This is a genomic window from Photobacterium sp. DNB22_13_2 (assembly GCF_052873915.1).
Genome location: NZ_JBNNXU010000010.1, coordinates 103511 through 124135, shown reverse-complemented (window position 1 = coordinate 124135; position 20625 = coordinate 103511). Strand labels below are relative to the sequence as shown.

Below are 20625 nucleotides of genomic sequence, written 5' to 3'. Positions count from 1 at the left end.
AGCAGGCCGAGGCCTGCTTTTTTACTTCAAAACCCCTCAAACGACAACTGCTGTGCCCGGGTACCAAGTTCCAACCCGACACTGATCCCAATCAAACGGATCTCCCTGTCCTGCTGACGGGTCAAAGCCTCTTTCAACAATCCCACAAACTGGGCCTTGTCCAACTTGGGCTGGGTATGCTCAACCGTGGTTTGCTGAAAGTCTGCAAACTTCACCTTGACCCCCTGCTTGGCAATATTGAGCTCAGGGCGAACCCGCTTGAGGCGCTTTTCCAATTCAGGAAACAAGCGCTCTATCACTTCCCAGCATTGCTCATAGCTGCTGATATTTTGGGTGAAGGTTCGCTCTACCCCAACCGATTTGCGCTCACGCTCCACCACGACTTCCCGCTCATCAATACCGTGGGCGCGGGACCACAGTGACTGGCCGAACTTACCAAACTGCTGCAACAGCATATGCCTATCGTACTGCTGGACATCTTTGCCGACATATAAGCCTTTGTCATGAAGCTTCTGGATAGTGACCTTGCCGACTCCGGGGATTTTCTCAAGCTTCAAGTCGGCGACAAAGTCGGGGATCTGAGCGGGTGTCACGACATACTGGCCATCGGGCTTGTTGAGATCCGAAGCAATTTTGGCAATGAACTTAACCGGTGCGATCCCGGCTGATGCCGTGAGGTTGAGCTCCTCGCGAATGGTGCGGCGGATATCTTCGGCAATCAAGGTAGCAGAGCCATGACACAGATCGCAGTCGGTCACATCTAGGTAGGCTTCATCGAGGGATAGTGGTTCTATTTTATCGGTATAACGCTGGAAGATTTCGCGGATCTGAATCGACACTTCTTTATAGACAGCCATCCGGCCAGATACCAACGTAAGGTGCGGACAGAGCTGCATCGCTTTTCCGGTCGGCATCGCCGAGCGAACACCGTACTTGCGCGCCAGATAATTACAAGTGCTGATCACCCCTCGCTGCTCGGATCGCCCACCGATCGCAATGGGGATATCACGCAGCTCAGGATTGTCACGCATCTCGACCGCCGCGAAAAAGCAATCCATATCGACATGGATGATCTTTTTCTGCACCTTGGCAGAATTGGGGAACGACAACGGGGACATGCGAACTTACACCTAGTTACTGTTTTTTTATACAGTAACATTATAGAGGCTAGATCAAACGGTGTGAAGCATAACAAAAAGCCCGGCAATGCCGGGCTTCAAATCAGAGTATGCGAGCCGTTCTGGACTGCCCTGATCAGATGATCTGGTTTTTCTTCCACTCTGCTGCGCGAGCTTCGCGTGCTTCACGCTTCAAGCGCGCATCACATGGCTCAGGACAGTCACACTCTTTGGCGATGCCGATCCCGTCAAGGCCGCCACAGCTACCACTCACGCTTTTACGCTGGAAAATATAACCAACAGCCATCGCCGTGATGACCAGCAAAAACACAGCAAAGGTAGTTAAATAGATAACCATTATTCAATCTCTACTTTTGATTCATATAAGGGGCAAAAGCATCAGAGATATATTCCTTGAAGCCCTGCTCTGTTTTCACAACCAACAACAACGGAATCTGTTCTTGGTTGGCCAATGCCAGTGCCTTTTCTTCACCCATCACTGAAAACGCCGTCGCTAGCGCATCTGACGTCATGCTTGAAGGGTGTAGCACTGTTACCGATACCACATGGTTGGCAATCGGCATACCGCTGTTCGGATCGATCAAATGAGAGTAGCGTACACCATCTTCTTCGAAGTAATTACGGTAATCACCCGAAGTGGCGACCGCCATATCACCCGGCTCAATCACTTCTTGAATCGCTCGGCTACCATCTTCAGTAGGCTTTTCAATCGCGATGCGCCATGGCACACCTTCCAAGTTATTGCCCTTAAGGCTCAACTCACCGCCGATTTCGACCAGGTAATCTGCCACGCCTAGATCATCAAAGTAATCGGCCACGACGTCAACCCCAAATCCCTTGGCAATTGAAGACAAGTCTACGTACAGATCCGGAATATCCTTGGTCAGGGTGTTACCTTCCACGCTCAAGTGGTGAATACCCACTATCTCGCGACGCTCCGTCAGCTCCTGTTCTGTCGGAGTCTTCTCCGGGCGCGCTTCAGGGCCAAAGCTCCAAAGATTGACAATCGGGCCGACAGTCACATCCAATGCACCGTCAGTCAGCTTGGCAAGACGGATAGCCTCAGTCACTACCTTAGCAGTGTCGGCTGATACTTCAAACGGCTCGTTGGCGCGGAATTGGTTAAATTGGCTGAGCTCGGAATGCTTACGGTAAGTCGACATCTGATCGTTAACCAGTTCCAGTCGACGGTCAATTTCTGCCTGGATATCCGTGGCAGACGGTAAGCCTTCCTGCTTAATCAACTTAATTGAATAGTAGGTTCCCATTGTCGAACCGTTAAGGTGAATCAACTCACGCTGATCACTACAAGCTGATAGGGTAAATACCAACGCGAGCATCATCAATGCGCGGTGTAGCAATGTCTTCATCCAACTACTCCCCAAATGAAAGACAGTTAATAATATGCAAAAACCTTATCTTACATACTGTTATTATGCGCTTATTACGAAAAAAGGCTGACCCCAAAGGGGATCAGCCAGTTTTTCAGTGTGTAGCTAATTAGCCACCGAAGTCATCCAGTAGGATGTTTTCGTCTTCAACACCAAGATCTTTCAGCATGCCGATAACAGCTGCGTTCATCATTGGTGGACCACACATGTAGTACTCACAATCTTCAGGTGCTTCGTGATCTTTCAAGTAGTTCTCGTAGATCACGTTGTGAATGAAGCCTGTGTAACCATCCCAGTTATCTTCTGGTAGTGGATCAGACAGGGCAACATGCCACTCGAAGTTGTCGTTGTCCGCTGCTAGCGTATCGAAATCTTCAATGTAGAACATTTCACGCTTAGAACGCGCACCGTACCAGTAAGTCATCTTACGCTTAGATTTCAGGCGTAGAAGCTGGTCAAAGATGTGCGAACGCATAGGTGCCATACCTGCACCACCACCGATGAATACCATTTCGTTGTCAGTTTCTTTCGCGAAGAACTCACCGAATGGACCAGAGATAGTACACGTGTCACCAGCCTTAAGCGACCAGATGTACGATGACATAATGCCAGGTGGTACATCAGGATTGTTTGGCGGCGGCGTTGCAATACGTACGTTCAGCTTGATCAAGCCTTTCTCTTCTGGGTATGACGCCATAGAGTAAGCACGGATTGAATGCTCTTTCACGATAGACTCGTAACGGAACAGGTTGAACTTGTCCCAATCTTCGCGGTATTCCTCAGGAACATCGAAGTCAGAGTACTTAATGTGATGTGGTTCAGCTTCAATCTGAATGTAACCACCTGCACGGAAAGGAACTTCCTCGCCTTCAGGGATTTTAAGCACAAGTTCTTTAATGAACGTGGCTTCGTTATCATTCGAAAGAACTTCACATTCCCACTTCTTAACACCAAAAATTTCTTCTGGAAGTTCGATGTCCATGTCAGATTTTACGTTAACCTGACAAGCTAGACGCTCACCTTCACGTGCTTCACCTTTTGTGATGTGGTCAAGTTCTGTTGGCAGGATATCACCGCCACCAGATTTAACTTTAACGCGACACTGGCCACAAGAGCCACCGCCACCACAAGCAGAAGAAACAAAGATACCGCTAGCTGAAAGAGCATTTAGCAGTTTGTTACCGGCAGCGGTTGTAATCGCTTTTTCCGGATCGCCATTTACTGAGATAGTAATGTCACCTGATGGTACCAGCTTAGATTTAGCGAAAAGGATCACTAAAACTAGAGCCAGGATAATCAAGGTGAACATGACTACGCCAAGAATAATATCCATTGATTTTATTCCTTATTATCCTGATTACAGCTGAACGCCGGAGAAGGACATGAAGCCCAACGCCATAAGGCCAACGGTGATGAATGTGATACCTAGGCCGCGAAGACCAGGAGGTACATCTGAGTATTTCATCTTCTCACGGATACCCGCAAGAGCAACGATTGCTAGCATCCAACCGATACCAGAACCTAGACCATATACTACAGATTCAGCAAAGTTGTAATCACGCTGCACCATGAAAGATACACCACCGAAGATCGCACAGTTTACTGTGATCAATGGTAGGAAAATACCTAGTGCGTTGTATAGCGGCGGGAAGAAGCGGTCCAGAACCATTTCCAGGATCTGTACCAATGCCGCGATAACACCGATGAACGTAATAAAGTTCAGGAAGCTAAGATCAACACCAGAAACAATGGCACCGTCTTTTAGCAACAAGTTGTAAATCAGGTTGTTCACTGGAACAGCGATCGTTAGTACAACGATAACCGCTACACCCAGACCGAAAGAAGTTTTCACTTTTTTCGATACGGCTAGGAATGTACACATACCTAGGAAGAACGACAGTGCCAAGTTCTCGATAAAGATCGAACGAACTAGAAGGCTAAGATAATGTTCCATGTTCCCCTTACTCCTTCGCTTCGATTTGTTCTGGACGGATGATACGGATTGCCCAGATCATGAAACCAATCAGGAAGAACGCTGATGGTGCAAGGATCATCATACCGTTTGGCTGGTACCAACCACCGTCAGACACTAGCGGTAGGATTTCCACACCGAATAGTTTGCCTGAACCGAATAGCTCACGGAAGAAAGCAACTGTGATAAGTACGAAGCCGTAACCAAGACCGTTACCAATACCATCAACAAGTGATGGAAGTGGTGCAGACTTCATTGCGTATGCTTCAGCACGACCCATAACAATACAGTTCGTGATGATCAGACCAACGAATACAGAAAGCTGCTTAGAGATATCGTAAACAAAGGCTTTCAGTACCTGGTCAACCACGATTACCAATGAAGCGATGATCGCCATCTGTACGATGATACGTACACTGTTTGGAATGTGGTTACGGATCAGGGATACGAACAAGTTAGAGAAAGCACAAACGAACGTTACCGCAAGGGTCATTACGAATGCTGTCTCTAGTTTGGTAGTTACTGCCAGAGCAGAACAAACACCAAGAATCTGAAGCGCGATCGGGTTGTTGTCGAGAAACGGCGCAAACAGAATCTTCTTCATTTCTTTAGTATCAGCCATTGTTTAGGCCTCCTTCACGAACTTTAGCCAGGAATGGACCAAAGCCCATGTCACCCAACCAGAAGTCGAAGGTGTGCTGAACACCATTTGCAGTTAGGGTTGCACCAGACAGACCATCTACACCGTGGATGTCACCTTCAGGTGCACCACCTTTAACGACGCGGATAGCTGGCTTGCTGTTGCTGTCGAACAATTCTTTACCTACGAACTGTGCACGCCAGTTTGCGTTCTCGATCTCACCACCAAGTCCAGGAGTTTCACCCTGCTCGTAGTAAGTGATACCCGCAAGCGTGTTGCCGTCAGTTTCTACAGCGATGAATGCGTACATCATTGACCACAGACCACCACCGTGTACCGGTAGGATCAGCTTCTCGATGTTATCGTTCGCATCTTTCACTAGGTAAACTGTTGCAACGTTTGCACGACGAATGATCTTCGCCAGATCTTGTTCACCCGATAGGCGAACAGACTGAGCTGGATCTTTCGCTGCGTCACGCTGGCTGTACTCAGATGCAGTCGCACCTGCTTCAGTTTGCTCAACGAACGCACCTGTTTCTAGGTTAACAAGCTTAGGCTCGATGAACTGGTCATACGCTTCAGTAATGTTCGTGCCGTCTTGAAGAAGGCCCGCTACTGAAAGGATATTGCGCTGAACATCAAGCACCGCATTCTTCTGCTGCAGTGGACGCAGAGCAACCGCCGCTGCTGATACCACGATTGAGCACACTAGGCTCAGTGCGATAACAACAATTAGCGTCTTTTTAATGCTATCGTTATTACTTGACATGACGAGCTAGTCTCCGCTTGATATTGCCCTGAACTACTAGGTTGTCAAATAGAGGTGCGAATAGGTTAGCAAATAGGATTGCTAGCATCATACCTTCTGGGTACGCAGGGTTAACCACACGAACCATAACAGCCATTGCACCGATTAGCGCGCCGTACCACCACTTACCTTTATTGGTAAATGAAGCAGACACAGGGTCGGTCGCCATGAACATCATACCGAATGCAAAACCACCTAGAACTAGGTGCCAATGCCATGGCATGCTGAACATTGCGTTGGTGTCAGAACCAATAATGTTGAATAGCGTTGCTGTCGCGATCATACCAATCAGTGTACCCGCGATGATGCGCCATGAAGCGATGCCCATGAACACGATCATTGCGCCACCAAGGATGATAGCTAGCGTTGAAACTTCACCGATAGAACCAGGGATACGGCCGATGAACGCGTCCATCCAGCTTACTGCATCGCCTGTCACAGTGTTCATCACTGCAGCCTGACCACCGTGTGCCCACTGGCTTAGTGCTGTTGCACCAGAGAAGCCATCTGCCGCAGTCCATACTAGATCACCAGAGATCTGAGCTGGGTATGCGAAGAATAGGAACGCACGACCTGCCAATGCAGGGTTAAGGAAGTTACGACCAGTACCACCAAAGATTTCTTTAGCAACTACAACACCGAAGGTAATACCTAGTGCTGCCTGCCATAGTGGTAGTGTTGGCGGTACGATCAATGCGAAAAGGATCGAGGTTACGAAGAAACCTTCGTTAACTTCGTGCTTACGCACCATACAGAATAGAACTTCCCAGAAACCACCTACTGCAAATACAACCGCGTAAATAGGTAAGAAGTAGGTCGCACCCAGTAGCATTTTGCTACCCCAGCCAGCGTCTGCTGACATGGTGCCGCCTAACATTTCTGTTAACCAGTAGTGCCAGTCACCAGCAACAAGCGTTGCTAGCTGCTCACCCACGTACATGTGGTTAAGCGCAGTGATAGCCTGGTGGCCTGTGTTGTACATACCCCAGAACATTGCTGGGAAAACCGCAAACCACACCATAATCATGATGCGTTTTAGGTCAACGCTATCACGAACGTGTGCGCTTGTACGTGTTACTTGGCCTGGTGTGTACATCAAAGTTGCAAACGCTTCGTAAAGCGCAAACCACTTCTCGTGCTTACCACCTGGCTCAAAGTGGTGTTCAACCTGCTCGAGTAAATTCTTGAGGCTCATGAATTACCCTTCCTTCTCAATTGTGTCCAGGCACTGACGTAGCATAGGACCAAATTCATACTTACCTGGGCATACGAACGTACATAGTGCTAGATCTTCTTCATCCAGCTCTAGTGCACCTAGCTGCTGAGCACTGTCAACGTCACCGGCACATAGGTCACGAAGAAGCAGAGTCGGCTCAATATCAAGCGGCATTACTTTTTCGTAGTTGCCGATTGGCACCATCGCACGCTCAGAACCGTTCGTCGTCGTGGTCATGTTGAATAGCTGACCCGGGAAGAACTGGCTTAGGAAAGAGCGAGTAACTGAGAACTTGTTTTTACCTGGTACGATCCAGCCCAAGAATTCTTTTTCACGGCCTTCGCGAAGAGCAGAAATCTGCAGATGGTAGCGACCTAGGTAGGCATGAGGGCCTGCTGCATTAACACCGTTCAGTACAGAACCAGAAAGAATACGCAGTTCGCCTGGCATCATTTCAGAGTCTGTGATCTGCTCGATAGACGCACCAATTTGAGTACGAACTAGACGAGGGTTGTTAACAACAGGACCAGCCAGAGATACCACACGATCAGTGAATAGCTCACCAGTCAGGAACAATTTACCGAATGCGATAACGTCCTGATAGTTGATGTGCCATGCCACGTTCGCGATGCTTGCACCGAACAACGTGTGGATGTGAGTACCAACCAGACCCGCAGGGTGCGGACCGTTGAATACATGCTCTTCCACATTGGCTTCACTGCAGCGAGGTAGACTTGCACCAGACTTACAAACCAATACTTTACCGCTTGTTAGGCGTGACAATACAGTCAGACCTGCAATAAATGCATCATTTTGCTCGTTGATAACAACTTCTGGGTTAGCTGCTAGAGGATTGGTGTCGATAGCCGTTACAAAGATAGCCTGAGTTTCAGCATCGATCGCTGGGACCCTGCTGAAAGGACGCGTACGAAGCGCTGTCCACATACCAGACTCAACAAGCTGATCGACCAGTACAGAACGCTCAAGTTGAGCAATCTGACCAGCGTCATAGCTGTTGAATGTAACCTGCTCGTCGCCTTCTACATCAATCACTACGGATTGTAGAACACGCTTCGCACCACGATTGATTTCTGCAACCTTGCCGCTGGCTGGAGCAGTGAATTTAACGCCAGGGTTCTTCTTGTCTTCAAAAAGAACCTGACCTTTTTTCACTACATCCCCTACGCGGGTATGCATTGTAGGACGCATACCAACATATTCTTCGCCAAGCAAGGCGACACGTGTGATGGCCTTGCCATCATTTATCGCCTGGGTAGGAGTCCCTGAAATTGGGATATCCAGACCCTTCTTTATTGTAATCATACGCACTTGCACTACATTAACGGGAAAAAAATTTTCTATTGCGCAATTTAGACACGACTTTCCTTCGTCCGAAGCCGGTTTGATCCAAAACCAGCAACGCAACATCCTATTCACTTACTCATCACACTTTGAGTGTCGAGTAATTTTGAGGCCGGAATTTTAGCACTATTCCGTTGGATTTTACCATGGCAAACAACGCTAATCGGACTGAAAATCGGCTAACTCTTTAAACGCAATATCATTGTTGGGTCATTATTTTGAACTAACACACAAAAGTGACAATACTGAGCACTTATCATTTTTTTTGCATTAGCACCAGCAAATTAATAAAAAACCAACAACTACTATATAGTCACAACAATGGGGCAAAATGCCCCATTATTATATGTTTCAAATATGTCGCAATGTTAATCACTGTTAACACCTAAGATACCAGTAACCTCTTGGTGGTATTAATCTTTCCACCTCAAAAACGGACAATTATCCAAAATTTCTTACTGGTTAGGCTCACTAACCTATTCGGTTGGTCCGTACAGATTGCTATTTGTTATTCGTTTTATGTTTAGAAGCAATGCGACGCTTAACGAACTGACAGCCCCTATTATAGACATCATAAGAAAAGTTATACCGTTCAGTCATCGAAAGTACGCAATCAAGCCAATAATAGGCCGTATCTCTGCAATAGTACGAAATTGATTAAAGAAATGATGCGCAAGGCTTCAAATTTCAGGGTAAAAAAAACCGCAATCATTGCGGTTTCTTATCTAGTTCAGCTGTCAGTCAGCCTTATTTACCACCACCACGGCACGCCGGCGATGCTGGCGCCCCTTCTTGCTGGCTCTGCCACTCACTTTTGGTATAAGTGTGGATCGCCAAGGCATGAATATGGTTGGCAAGCTCGTCAGCCAAGGCCGAGTTCACAGCACGATGACGACCGATAAGACGCATCCCCTCAAACTGCTCACTGATCACAATCACCTTAAAATGGCTCTCTGAGCCTTCCGGCACATTGTGCATATAACTTTCATTGATCACCTCAAGATGAAGGGGTGAGAACGCGTGCTGTAGTTTATCTTTTATACGTTCTTGGATCATGGTGTACCTTCTCCCAAAGAAATATCAGCACTACTGACGGCAACTTATGTGCGGTAGTAATATAAAGACTGACATAAAATGTGTTTTAAGTAGTGGCTGGTTTTGCGAAAATACCAGTCAATGAGTAAACATACCGTAAAGTAACCGTTAATGAAACCAGAGCTAACCCTTCATGAGCGTACGCTGATCTTGCAGCGATACCCAGCAAGGAACAACGACACCCTGCAGGCATGGGACGCAGCAGACGAGTACCTGATCAACCACGTCAAAGAGGCTGATATCACCCTCGATCCAGCGCGCCCGATCCTGATCCTGAACGACAGTTTCGGGGCACTTAGCTGCTGGTTTGCCAATGACGGTAAAGTCACAACCGTCACAGACTCTTTCATCTCGGCGCAGGGTTGCATGGCCAACCTTACAGAGAATCAGCTGCCTGAAAGCAATATCATCGACTGTCTGACTGATATGCCTGAAAATCCGCAATTGGTGTTGATGAAACTGCCGAAAAACAATCGCTTGCTAGTATGGCAGCTGCAGCAGCTTTGTCAGTTGCTACCAGCTAATTGCACGGTGATTGCAGCGGCCAAAACACGAGACATCCACTCCTCGACCTTGAAGCTGTTCGAGAAGCACCTCGGTGAAACCAAAACCTCACTAGCCGTAAAAAAAGCTCGCTTAATTTTCTGCCAGAGCAACCCTGAACTTACCCAGCCACTGCCAGCACCACAGCAATGGGATGTCCCTGAACATAAAATCACCCTAGCCAATCATGCCAATGTCTTTTCCAGTGATAGTTTGGATATCGGTGCCCGCTTGTTGCTAGAACACATCCCTAGTGGCAATCAATATCAGGACATCGTCGATCTCGGTTGCGGTAATGGTGTCATCGGCATCAAGGCTGCTCGTCTTAATCCGCAGGCAAATGTGGTATGTGTCGATGAAAGCTACATGGCTGCCGCATCTGCCCGCATGAACGCCGAGGCAAACCTTGATAATCCATCGCAGCTAACAGCAACAGTAAACAACTGCCTAGACAACTTTCCAGTCCAGAGCGCCGATTTAGTTTTGTGTAACCCACCCTTCCACCAGCAGGCAGCCATCACCGACCATATTGCCTGGCAAATGTTTTGCGACGCCAAACATGTGCTACGCGGTAGCGGCAAACTGATTGTTATTGGTAACCGCCACCTAGGATACGGTGGAAAACTCAAACGTTTATTTGGCAATGTCACCGTCATAGCCCAAAATAACAAATTTGTCGTTTATCAATCAGATAAGTAAATTACAATATCACTTTTTACGGGGAGCTTGCGCAGCCCCGCCTATACCCAAGGATAGAATGACTATGAAGAAGCTTCTTGTTGCAGCCTCCGTGCTTGCCCTGACGGCCTGTTCTACCCCATCTGAGCCTCAGCTGTCCATCAGCCCAGAGCCAGTAATTGCCTCGCAGCCTCTGGTACAAGGCAAGAGCATGAATCTCGATAGCCGTGATCTTCGTGCAGCCCAATTCATTGCAGTTGTCGATAGTGGCCGTGAAAATGTTCAGCCGCTACACAGCAACGAAAACCTCCGTATCACAATGGAAAATGCGCTATCACGTCAGTTGATCGCCCAAGGTTATACCATTGCTGAAGACAGCGAGGGGACCTTGCGCCTTGATATCCTTGAAGCGATGGTCAACGTAAAGCACAGCGTAGTAAGCCATGATCTCAGCAGTAAACTGCAGCTTCAACTGGTTGTGGAAACGCCAAAAGGTAAATTTGTTAAACGCTATTCTGGCAAGTCTGCCCGCAATGGTGCTATGAGTGCATCGGTAGAGGATATGGAGCAATCAATGAACAATTTAATTACCGCTGTACTGAAAGACATCTATGCTGATCCAGAGTTAAATGCTTATATGCAGGAGAACCTATAATGCGTCGCTTTTTTTCGACCCTATTACTTTGCTTAGCATTACCGGTTAGTGCTGCCCCCCAAGTGTCGGTCACTACCAACCTGGGTGAGTTCGTCATTGAGCTTGAGCAAGAAAAAGCCCCGGTTTCGAGCGAGAACTTCCTTCGCTATGTTGAGGATGGCAGCTATGAAGGAACAATTTTTCACCGTGTGATCCCAGGCTTCATGGCCCAAGGCGGTGGTTTTGACAAAGATCTCAAGCGTCGTTCAGGTTATGAGCCAATCAAAAATGAATCCACCAATGGCCTAAGCAATGCCAAAGCCACGGTCGCGATGGCTCGCACCCAAGATCCTGACTCGGCAACTCGCCAGTTTTATATCAACTACCAAAATAATACGTTCTTGGATGCTCAAGGTAGCCGCCCGGGTTACGCAGTATTTGGCAAAGTTGTGAGCGGCTTCCCAGTTATTGAAAAAATGACGGAAATTCCCACTACAACTATCCGCTCTATGGGTATGAAAGATGTTCCTGAGCAACCTATAGTTATTGAAAGTGTCAAAATTATTAAAAATTAGACACAAGCTAATGTCACCTGATCATTAGCTTGTGATCAGGTGACAGCTATGCTCAAACTTGTCTCTTCCAATCATGCAGCCCCTGCTGAGTTGATCAGCCAGCATATTGCCGACTATGCGCCGGCGATTGCTCTCAGTGCCTTGGGGACGATCAACGGCGACGTCGATTACGACGCCATGAAAACCACCGTCACCGAACACCTTCATGAATGGTGGCAACTCTCTGTACCTTCAGGCTCCCCTGACAATCACTACGAATCCACTTACTGGTACTTAGTCCACTTGCTGGAATCGCTGGAAGAACATGAGCTGCTGGGTAATAACTTCTTGCAATACAAAGTGGCTTCAGCAGCACAGTTTCTGCTCGGAGTCGGTGAGCGACAGGAAAAAATGCAGGGCATTCGTCCATAATCTTCCGCCCTGCCGTTACTCCTTTCCCTCGCCTCACCCTGCCTTGTTTCAGAGATATACAATATTCATATTTTTTTTACTGTATTTTGACTGAATTACTCGGTAGCTTGCGGGTATACCCAACTTGCTTGAGGGTATACTACTGGCTGCTAATTCAGAAAGACCTGAGGGATCCATGGAGCAATCGATTGAAAATGAAAAACTTGGTTGGCGAGTATATCTAGAGAAAAAAGTCCTGATCATGTTGGCACTGGGCTTCTCTTCCGGCTTACCCTTGCTACTGGTATTTGGTACTTTATCTTTCTGGTTACGTGAAGCCGATGTAAGCCGTACCGATATCGGTTTTTTCAGCTGGGTGGCACTAGCCTACGGCTTTAAATGGATCTGGTCACCGCTTATCGACCGCTTCCCAATTCCGATCTTGTCATCACTACTCGGGCGACGCCGAGGCTGGATGATCTTCTCGCAGTTACTGATCATTGGCTCCCTGATAGGGATGGCCGTCAGCAACCCACAAGGTGATTTAGTCCAACTGGCTATTTTTGCCGTCATCGTGGCTTTTTCATCGGCATCACAAGACATTGTGATTGATGCTTATCGTATCGAATTAGCTTCCGAGCGATTGCAAGCGGCACTGGCTGCTGCTTACATGACCGGCTATCGCCTCGCTATGATCATGGCGGGTGCCGGCGCACTCGCATTTGCCGCATGGTTTGGTTCCAATACCGCCTACGATCCAGAAGGCTGGAAGTATGCCTATTTCATTATGGCAAGCCTGATGTCGGTCGGCCTAGTCACTGCGCTTTGTATTCATGAGCCGACCATTGATAGCTCAGCTGTCGATAATGTCGAGAAAGAGTTCCGCCAAAGCCTGATAGCCAAAGGGACCTCACCGCGCAAGGCAAGGCTCATAGCCTGGTTCTATGCCGCCGCCGTGATGCCTTTTAAAGACTTCTTCGACCGTTACGGTAAGCAAGCCCTGCTGATCCTTGCCCTGATCGGTTGCTACCGAATTTCTGATGTTGTGATGGGGGTCATGGCCAACGCCTTCTACGTCGACATGGGCTTTACTAAAACCGAAGTGGCCTCAGTGTCAAAAATCTATGGCGTAATCATGACACTACTGGGGGCTGGCCTTGGCGGGATCTTGGTCAGCAAGTATTCCACCATGCGCATTCTTGCCTTGGGCGCCGTGCTCGCCGCTCTCACCAATTTGGCCTTCATGGTTTTCAGCTATATCGGAAACAGCTTACCGATGCTGACCTTGGTAATATCACTGGATAACCTCAGTGCAGGCATAGCCACTGCCGCTTTCATTACCTTCATGTCGAGCCTGACCAATGTGGCTTTTTCGGCCACACAATATGCGCTATTTAGTTCCATCATGCTGCTGTTCCCGAAATTCATTGCCGGTTTCTCGGGCTTGTATGTCGACATGTATGGATACAATATCTTTTTCCTCACTACCGCCCTTATCGGTCTGCCGGTACTGGGCTTGATCTACATCGTTAATAAGCACAGTACCAGCCTTAGCGCAGAGAGCCAGTAGCAACACAATTACGCTCTATCCCGCAGCGTGGAACATTGAAAGGAAGTATTCTGTTGAGCAGGAATACTTCCTTTTTAATTTTGCACGCCTTTCACCCCTATTTGAGATAGCAAAACCGCGCTTAGAGTGCCCCCTTCACACTTAGTTCAGAAAAATTACAATAAAACGCACAAAAAACACGCTAAAGATCACTTTAATTCGTGCTTGCAATCGATTACAACCGATCGAGATCACATTTAGCAAAGGATTGCGCAATCGTTACATTCACAAAGGTGACATAAAACAATAAACTCTCCGCCAACAGAACACGGGCAGACAAAAGTCCGGTCTTAAAACACAATTAGCGAGAGTTCACCCCATGCGTAAATCACTAGTAGCACTAAGCGTTCTAGCTGCCTCTGCTGTTCCAGCAGTTAATGCGGCTGATTACTCTGACGACATCCACAAAAACGACTATAGCTGGTCTCAGTTCAACCTGATGATGGCTGTTGATGAACTACCAGGCGAATCGACTCACGATTACATGGAAATGGAATTCGGCGGTCGTTCAGGTATCTTCGACCTATACGGTTACGTTGACGTATTCAACCTAACTAGTGATCCAAGCAGCGACAAAGATGGTGCAGAAAAAATCTTCATGAAGTTTGCACCGCGTATGTCTCTTGACGCAGTCACGGGTAAAGATCTGTCTTTCGGTCCTGTACAAGAGCTATACCTAGCAACACTTATGGAGTGGGGTGGTAACTCTGGTGTTAACACTCAGAAAATTGGTCTGGGTTCTGACGTAATGGTTCCATGGTTGGGCAAAATCGGCCTAAACCTATACGGTACTTACGATTCAAACCACAAAGATTGGAACGGCTTCCAAGTATCTACCAACTGGTTCAAGCCTTTCTACTTCTTCGAAAATGGCTCATTCATCTCTTACCAGGGTTACATCGACTACCAGTTCGGCATGGAAGACGAGTACGCAACATCAAGCAACGGCGGTGCGATGTTCAACGGCCTTTACTGGCACTCTGACCGCTACGCAGTCGGTTATGGCCTGAAAGCATACAAAGATGTTTACGGAATCAAAGACACAAGCGGCTTTAAGTCTAGCGGCGTTGGTCACTACTTCAGCGTAACTTACAAGTTCTAAGTTACAGCTCTCGTAGTTTGATAGAAAAAAGCACCTTCGGGTGCTTTTTTTATGCCTCTTTATAATCCCGCCCTACGCCTCTCAAATCTAAGATAGTAATTATTTTCGAGACATTCGATCTTTGTTGTTCATTTCTGGCACATTTTTCCAGCATTAAGATTTTCATAGGCAAGATCCTTGCCGCAGTTGCAAGACAATCCGCCAGCCACGCACTATTCCGCTAGCCTTTAATTAGCACTGGACTACGCCAGACAACATGGCTATCCAGCGCTCACAAGCAATGGCAAATGGCTAGCGAGACAATATCATGCATAAAACCCTGACCGCTTTAAGTATCAGCGCAGCAGTGATGCTGCCAACAACCAGCTATGCTGTCGATTATTCAGATGATATCCATAAAAACGATTATAAATGGCTGCAATTTAATCTAATGTACGCCCTTGAAGAACTCCCGCGCTCACCCGATGCACGTTCCGGCCATGATTATTTAGAGATGGAATTCGGTGGCCGCTCAGGAATCTTTGACCTCTACGGCTATGTCGATGTCTTCGATTTAACCGACCACGATGCCAGTGATAAACATGAGCAACCTAAGATATTCATGAAATTTGCCCCCAGGCTTTCCCTTGATGCGATGACCAAAAGAGACCTTTCCATAGGCCCATTTCAAGAGTTCTACATCGCAACGCTATTCAACTGGGACGGGGGCTATGCCAAAGAGAGTGATTTTCCCCCGGTCAATAACTCCTTCTGGGGTATAGGCTCTGACGTTCAGGTACCGTGGTTTGGAAAAGTAGGCCTCAACCTCTACGGACTTTATGACATCAACAATAAAGACTGGAACGGCTTACAACTTTCAACCAATTGGTTCAAGCCCTTTTATACCTTTTCCAATGACAGTTTCATTGCCTATCAAGGCTATATTGACTACCAGTTCGCTGCAGATGACACTTTCAAAGGAAACTCGCAGGCAAACCATGGTGGTGTAATGTTCAACGGCTTCTACTGGCACTCTGATCGCTATGCCGTGGGCTACGGTTTCAAACTCTATAATGATGTTTACCTCATTGAAGACACTAACGATTTTGAGTCTACCGGTATCAGCCACTATTTCTCGGTGACTTACAAATTCTAGAAACACCGCCTTATCCACTCAGGGAAGAGTGGAACACTCTCCTCATTATTTCCATCGATGTTATTATCTCGACATAGATACCCAATACACGGAAGCAAGTTGTGAACATCACCATTCTCGGCGCCGGTGCCGTCGGCAGGCTATGGGGCTGCAAACTCGCTAATCAACACCACGTCCAGTTCTGGACTCGCGATAATAGCCGCCAGCTGAGTATTCAATTATCAGAAACGGAAGCTACCCAATCGCTCACTCCCCAATCGCTCACTCATAGTAGGGCTCGATCAAATACCTTCCATTTTGAGGCCAACCAACCCACTTTACTGACTAACAGCCAACTGCTACTGATCACCGTCAAAGCCTTTCAGGTAGATGCTGCCATTCAAGCTATCAAACCGCACCTGAGCCCCGAGACAGCAGTTGTGATCATGCACAACGGCATGGGCAGCCAGCAAACTGTATTGAATCTGCTGCCCGACAACCCGATCATTTATGCCACCACCGCCCAAGCCGCTTTCCGCCCTAGTCAAGATGAAGTGCTCCACACCGGCATTGGCCCTACCCTACTGGGGGGAATTACGTCACACGGCATCCAGCACCAGCAGCTGGCACAGTTACTTGATGATGCCCTGCCCCCTTGCCAATGGGAGGAAGATGTCAACCAACCACTATGGCACAAACTGGCTATCAACTGTGCCATCAACCCTCTGACAGCACTCCATCATTGCAAGAACGGTGAGCTGGCAAGATTAGAGTTCGATATCGAACTAAACGCTATTTGCGAAGAGGTCGCTTTGGTTATGTCCGCAGAGGGGTACCCGGTTACCGCTTCAGTGCTCAGACAACGGGTCGATACGGTGATAAATGCAACGGCTAATAATTTTTCTTCCATGAATCAGGATGTTTGCCATCAAAGGCAGACAGAAATCGACTATATTAGCGGGTATCTTATTGCCCGGGCGGCAACACATAACATTGAAGTCCCTCACAACCATCGCCTGTGGCAGGCTATAAAAGAATTGGAGAGAAAATACCATGACCAATGACAGCACCAGCCCGAACCCTATCAAGGTCGCTGTATGCATTGCGCCGGGAACGGAAGAGATAGAAGCCATCACGACTGTCGACATGCTGGTTCGCGCTAATTTTTCGGTAACGACGGCCAGCGCTGCGTCCGACGGGGCGTTGATCATGGAAGGCTCGCGAGGGATCAAACTGGTTGCCGATACAGCCTTAGTCAATATTGCCGATGATCCGTTTGACTGTGTGGTACTTCCCGGTGGGCTTGGTGGGGCGGAATGCTTCCGTGACAGCCCGCTGCTGGTTGAGTTTGTCAAACAGCACAAATACGATGGCAAGTTAGTTGCGGCTATATGTGCCGCTCCAGCCCTGGTGCTAGAACACCATCAGCTTTATCCCGAAGCCCTGATGACATCGCACCCTAGCTTCCATGACCGTATTCCGGCCGAGCGACTGCGCACTAAGCGGGTGGTCTATGACGTTAACAACCGCTTGCTAACCAGCCAAGGACCGGGTACCGCAATGGAGTTCGCGTTTGAGATCATCAACCACCTTGCCGGCAAGGAAAAATCGGCTGAGGTAGCTGAGCCTATGGTCGTGTGGCCGAATATGCACTACACGGTGTTACCAAGAAAATAGGTAAGGCATAGAACTACAGACATAAAAAAAACGAGAGCCAAGGCTCTCGTTTTTTATACATACAGCTTTACTGAATTAAGGACGGTAGACCTTCACATTGTCAAAACCGTTCTCTTTCAGGTAAAGCGCCTGTAGGCGGCTCATGACACCACGGTCACAGTACAGCAGATAGGTTTTATCCTGCGGCAAGTCACCAAACTGGGTAGCCAGTTTGTAGAACGGAAGGTGCTTCACATCGACATTGCCGAGTTCAAGCGGGTTCTCGTCTTCTTCATCCGGGCTACGGATATCCAGTACCACAGCATCCGTTTCGATCTGGTCTACCAGCTCGATTTCCGGAGCCTGCTCTTGGCTTTCTTTCTCAATATCTCGGATATCAATCACACGCGCCTCAGCAATCACTCGCTCTAGAACAGTGTAATCGAACTTCGCTTCCTCGGTTTCCAGCTTCTGCAATACCGCTTTTACCGTCGGACTCTTGGAGATCACACCACAGAATTCCGGCATGGTCTTAGCAAAATCTTCGGTACCGATCTTACGGGCAACATCAATGATGTCTTCTTTATCCCAGTTGATCAGCGGACGCAGGATCAGCGTATCGGTCACGTTATCAATATGGCGCAGGTTCGTCAGGGTCTGGCTCGATACCTGACCCAAAGCTTCACCGGTCACCAATGCTTGAATACCAAAACGTTCGGCAACCATACCCGCTGCACGCATGAACATGCGTTTGAGTACGACGCCCATCTGGCCGTCATCAATGTTTTCAAGGATTTCGCCAACAACAGGTTCGAAGTCGATCGCAATAAACTTCACTTTAGCGGACGAACCATACTTCTTCCACAAGAAGTGTGAAACCTGCTTTACACCGATTTCATGGGCAGGACCGCCCAAGTTGAAGAAGCAGTAATGCACTTTGCTACCGCGTTTGATGTGCAGATAGCTTGATACACCTGAGTCAAAGCCACCAGAAATCAAACTCAATACATCTTCCTGAGTACCCAACGGGAAACCACCCAAGCCTTTGTGGCGGGCAAGGATCTGGTTCAGCTTTTCATTTTGCACTTCGACACGGACAGTCACATCCGGGTTCTTCAGCTTCACCGACGCCGACTCAACAGCCTGGTTCAGGCCACCGCCCACATAACGCTCAAGCTCGATCGAGGTAAAATCATGCTTACCGGTACGTTTGGCACGAACACAGAAGGTTTTGCCTTCTAGAGTGTTACCAACATGCGCGAGAGTCTGCTCGTAGATGTCGTGCAAATCGGTGAAGTCAGTTTGCTTAACTTCCAGCACATGGTGGATACCCGGAGTCTGGGTCAAGACCGTCAATATCGCTTCACGCTGGCTGTCGTCTTTTGGCACCACTTCAATATGGCTGCGGCGATTAATCACCGCAATAGACTCACATGAACGCTGAAGGATAATGCGAATGTTACATTCTAAGATTCTGGTAAAACGCTTACGTACAGATTCACTCTTTACGAAAATCTCAGGATGGGGTTTAACAATAAATTTCATAACACGCTTCGCTACACTGGGCCAAACAATACCAAAAAGGCTGAAAGGCGCGGATTATACAGCAAGCAGGCTGTTGCTGAAACAAGGATATTTATACCTAAGTAACTTCAAGGAGCTTAAATATAGTGTAGGCATATTTTCATTTGTCGTTAGCCAGTTGCTGTAACCTCATAAAACAAAGGCCGGCTCCTGTGATGGAGCCGACCTTAATTGAATCGCCTATTTAGCATTATTGCACGGTGCGAGTGGAGATTTCCTCACTGAAATGGGGCTCACCCTGCATGATTGAAATCTCTACCCGTCGGTTGGCTCTGCGCTCTTCCGGTGTCGCATTCTCATTCAGAGGCTGGGTGCCTGCCAGCCCGACCACGCGCAGACGTTGGGGATCAAACCCATCGACCTGCTCCATTTCCTGTGCTACCGACACTGCACGCTGGGCAGATAAATCCCAGTTGGAGCGATAGAGTTCCGAATCCAGCTTTTGGTTATCAGTGTGGCCACTGACCCGGACTACCCCTGGCACATCTTTCACCAAATCGGCAACCTGCCGGATCAATGGGCGGAATTTGGGTTGCAGGAATGCCGACCCTTCAGGGAAGGCCCCTTTTTCCTTGATCCGAATCACCACTTGCTGGCCGAGGTTCTCCACCTCGATGGCCCCTTCATCCATTTCGCGGTTAAGAGCCTGCTTGAGCACTTCAAGTAACTGCTCTTGGGCTTCGGTCATTTCCGATTCGTTATTCTGGTTTTGCTGGGTCGCCACCTCTGCGCTCTGGCCGCCAGTCACCTTTCCGGCATCGCGCTTGGTGCCTCCCGCACGGTCTGAATCACCGTCATGGAAATCCAATGTCCGCTGGGTCATGTCAATCGTCTGCTGCATGATCACCTCAATCGGTGTCGGCTCAGGCCTGCCAGGGCGGAACTCCTGGGCAATCACACTGGTCCCTTTGGGAATATCTTTCACTTCCAGCATGTTTTGTACGCCAAAGGCGAATTTCATTGAGCCGGCGATCTGCTTGAATTTCAGCACATCCATTTCAGAAAATGACAGCAACAGAACAAAGAAACACATCAGCAGCGACATCAAGTCGGCAAAGGTACCCATCCATGCAGGCAGCCCCGGAGGGGGACATTTATGTTCTTCTTCCATCAGCCC

Annotated in this window: 21 protein-coding genes; 9 read left to right on the top strand and 12 right to left on the bottom strand. The window is 48.2% G+C overall.

From position 1 onward, the window contains the following. Window positions 1-26: 26 nt before the first annotated feature. The 10 genes from dinB to bolA all read right to left on the bottom strand — a co-directional run bounded on the left by dinB (window position 27) and on the right by bolA (window position 9584). The gene (dinB, locus tag ACVA58_RS15740; protein WP_446511360.1) at window positions 27-1118 is read right to left on the bottom strand and encodes a DNA polymerase IV; all 1092 of its coding nucleotides are present in this window, start codon (window positions 1116-1118) and stop codon (window positions 27-29) included. A 136-nt stretch (window positions 1119-1254) separates the two neighbouring features. Then, window positions 1255-1476 (bottom strand): (Na+)-NQR maturation NqrM, encoded by a 222-nt coding sequence (gene nqrM, locus ACVA58_RS15735; RefSeq protein ID WP_107299250.1) that lies wholly within the window; start codon window positions 1474-1476, stop codon window positions 1255-1257. A 10-nt stretch (window positions 1477-1486) separates the two neighbouring features. Continuing rightward, window positions 1487-2509, bottom strand: a complete 1023-nt coding sequence (locus ACVA58_RS15730) for an FAD:protein FMN transferase (protein WP_446511359.1) — start codon at window positions 2507-2509, stop codon at window positions 1487-1489. A gap of 130 nt (window positions 2510-2639) precedes the next feature. After that, window positions 2640-3863, bottom strand: a complete 1224-nt coding sequence (gene nqrF, locus ACVA58_RS15725; protein WP_446511358.1) for an NADH:ubiquinone reductase (Na(+)-transporting) subunit F — start codon at window positions 3861-3863, stop codon at window positions 2640-2642. A 24-nt stretch (window positions 3864-3887) separates the two neighbouring features. Next, entirely contained in the window at window positions 3888-4484 is a 597-nt protein-coding gene (nqrE, locus tag ACVA58_RS15720; RefSeq protein ID WP_039460611.1) for an NADH:ubiquinone reductase (Na(+)-transporting) subunit E, read from the bottom strand. 7 nt (window positions 4485-4491) lie between these two features. Then, the gene (locus ACVA58_RS15715) at window positions 4492-5124 is read right to left on the bottom strand and encodes an NADH:ubiquinone reductase (Na(+)-transporting) subunit D (RefSeq protein ID WP_446511357.1); all 633 of its coding nucleotides are present in this window, start codon (window positions 5122-5124) and stop codon (window positions 4492-4494) included. Continuing rightward, the gene (locus tag ACVA58_RS15710) at window positions 5117-5911 is read right to left on the bottom strand and encodes a Na(+)-translocating NADH-quinone reductase subunit C (RefSeq protein WP_446511356.1); all 795 of its coding nucleotides are present in this window, start codon (window positions 5909-5911) and stop codon (window positions 5117-5119) included. Before ACVA58_RS15710 ends, ACVA58_RS15715 begins: the two co-directional genes overlap by 8 nt. Continuing rightward, window positions 5901-7145 (bottom strand): NADH:ubiquinone reductase (Na(+)-transporting) subunit B, encoded by a 1245-nt coding sequence (locus tag ACVA58_RS15705; RefSeq protein ID WP_428655044.1) that lies wholly within the window; start codon window positions 7143-7145, stop codon window positions 5901-5903. The genes ACVA58_RS15710 and ACVA58_RS15705 overlap by 11 nt, the downstream gene beginning before the upstream one ends. 3 nt (window positions 7146-7148) lie before the next feature. Beyond that, a complete protein-coding gene (locus ACVA58_RS15700; RefSeq protein ID WP_446511355.1) occupies window positions 7149-8489 on the bottom strand; it encodes a Na(+)-translocating NADH-quinone reductase subunit A in 1341 nt (446 codons plus the stop codon). 786 nt (window positions 8490-9275) lie between these two features. Beyond that, window positions 9276-9584, bottom strand: coding sequence for a transcriptional regulator BolA (bolA, locus tag ACVA58_RS15695; protein WP_446511354.1), 309 nt, complete (start codon window positions 9582-9584; stop codon window positions 9276-9278). Between the two features lie 150 nt (window positions 9585-9734). Here bolA and ACVA58_RS15690 point away from each other — a divergent pair, with 150 nt between their 5' ends. The 9 genes from ACVA58_RS15690 (at window position 9735) to yajL (ending at window position 17945) form a co-directional block, all read left to right on the top strand. After that, window positions 9735-10865: a methyltransferase gene (locus tag ACVA58_RS15690; RefSeq protein WP_446511353.1), complete on the top strand. Its 1131-nt coding sequence runs from the start codon at window positions 9735-9737 to the stop codon at window positions 10863-10865. A 64-nt stretch (window positions 10866-10929) separates the two neighbouring features. Further along, window positions 10930-11499: a YajG family lipoprotein gene (locus ACVA58_RS15685; protein WP_446511352.1), complete on the top strand. Its 570-nt coding sequence runs from the start codon at window positions 10930-10932 to the stop codon at window positions 11497-11499. Further along, window positions 11499-12053: a peptidylprolyl isomerase gene (locus ACVA58_RS15680; RefSeq protein WP_446511351.1), complete on the top strand. Its 555-nt coding sequence runs from the start codon at window positions 11499-11501 to the stop codon at window positions 12051-12053. The genes ACVA58_RS15685 and ACVA58_RS15680 overlap by 1 nt, the downstream gene beginning before the upstream one ends. A gap of 48 nt (window positions 12054-12101) precedes the next feature. Continuing rightward, complete coding sequence (locus tag ACVA58_RS15675) at window positions 12102-12464, top strand: hypothetical protein (protein WP_446511350.1); 363 nt, start codon at window positions 12102-12104, stop codon at window positions 12462-12464. 175 nt (window positions 12465-12639) lie between these two features. Then, a complete protein-coding gene (locus ACVA58_RS15670; protein WP_446511349.1) occupies window positions 12640-14013 on the top strand; it encodes an AmpG family muropeptide MFS transporter in 1374 nt (457 codons plus the stop codon). Window positions 14014-14371: 358 nt separating this feature from the next. Next, window positions 14372-15154, top strand: a complete 783-nt coding sequence (locus tag ACVA58_RS15665; protein WP_446511348.1) for a nucleoside-specific channel-forming Tsx family protein — start codon at window positions 14372-14374, stop codon at window positions 15152-15154. 307 nt (window positions 15155-15461) lie between these two features. Beyond that, a complete protein-coding gene (locus tag ACVA58_RS15660) occupies window positions 15462-16289 on the top strand; it encodes a nucleoside-specific channel-forming Tsx family protein (RefSeq protein WP_446511347.1) in 828 nt (275 codons plus the stop codon). A 101-nt stretch (window positions 16290-16390) separates the two neighbouring features. Further along, window positions 16391-17332, top strand: a complete 942-nt coding sequence (panE, locus tag ACVA58_RS15655) for a 2-dehydropantoate 2-reductase (RefSeq protein WP_446511346.1) — start codon at window positions 16391-16393, stop codon at window positions 17330-17332. Continuing rightward, window positions 17322-17945 (top strand): protein deglycase YajL, encoded by a 624-nt coding sequence (yajL, locus tag ACVA58_RS15650; protein ID WP_446511345.1) that lies wholly within the window; start codon window positions 17322-17324, stop codon window positions 17943-17945. The genes panE and yajL overlap by 11 nt, the downstream gene beginning before the upstream one ends. 75 nt (window positions 17946-18020) lie before the next feature. Here yajL and thiI read toward each other — a convergent pair whose 3' ends face one another. Both thiI and ACVA58_RS15640 read right to left on the bottom strand, forming a co-directional pair. Beyond that, window positions 18021-19469: a tRNA uracil 4-sulfurtransferase ThiI gene (thiI, locus tag ACVA58_RS15645; protein WP_446511344.1), complete on the bottom strand. Its 1449-nt coding sequence runs from the start codon at window positions 19467-19469 to the stop codon at window positions 18021-18023. A gap of 229 nt (window positions 19470-19698) precedes the next feature. Next, window positions 19699-20619 (bottom strand): flagellar motor protein MotB, encoded by a 921-nt coding sequence (locus tag ACVA58_RS15640; RefSeq protein WP_446511343.1) that lies wholly within the window; start codon window positions 20617-20619, stop codon window positions 19699-19701. Window positions 20620-20625 lie beyond the last annotated feature (6 nt).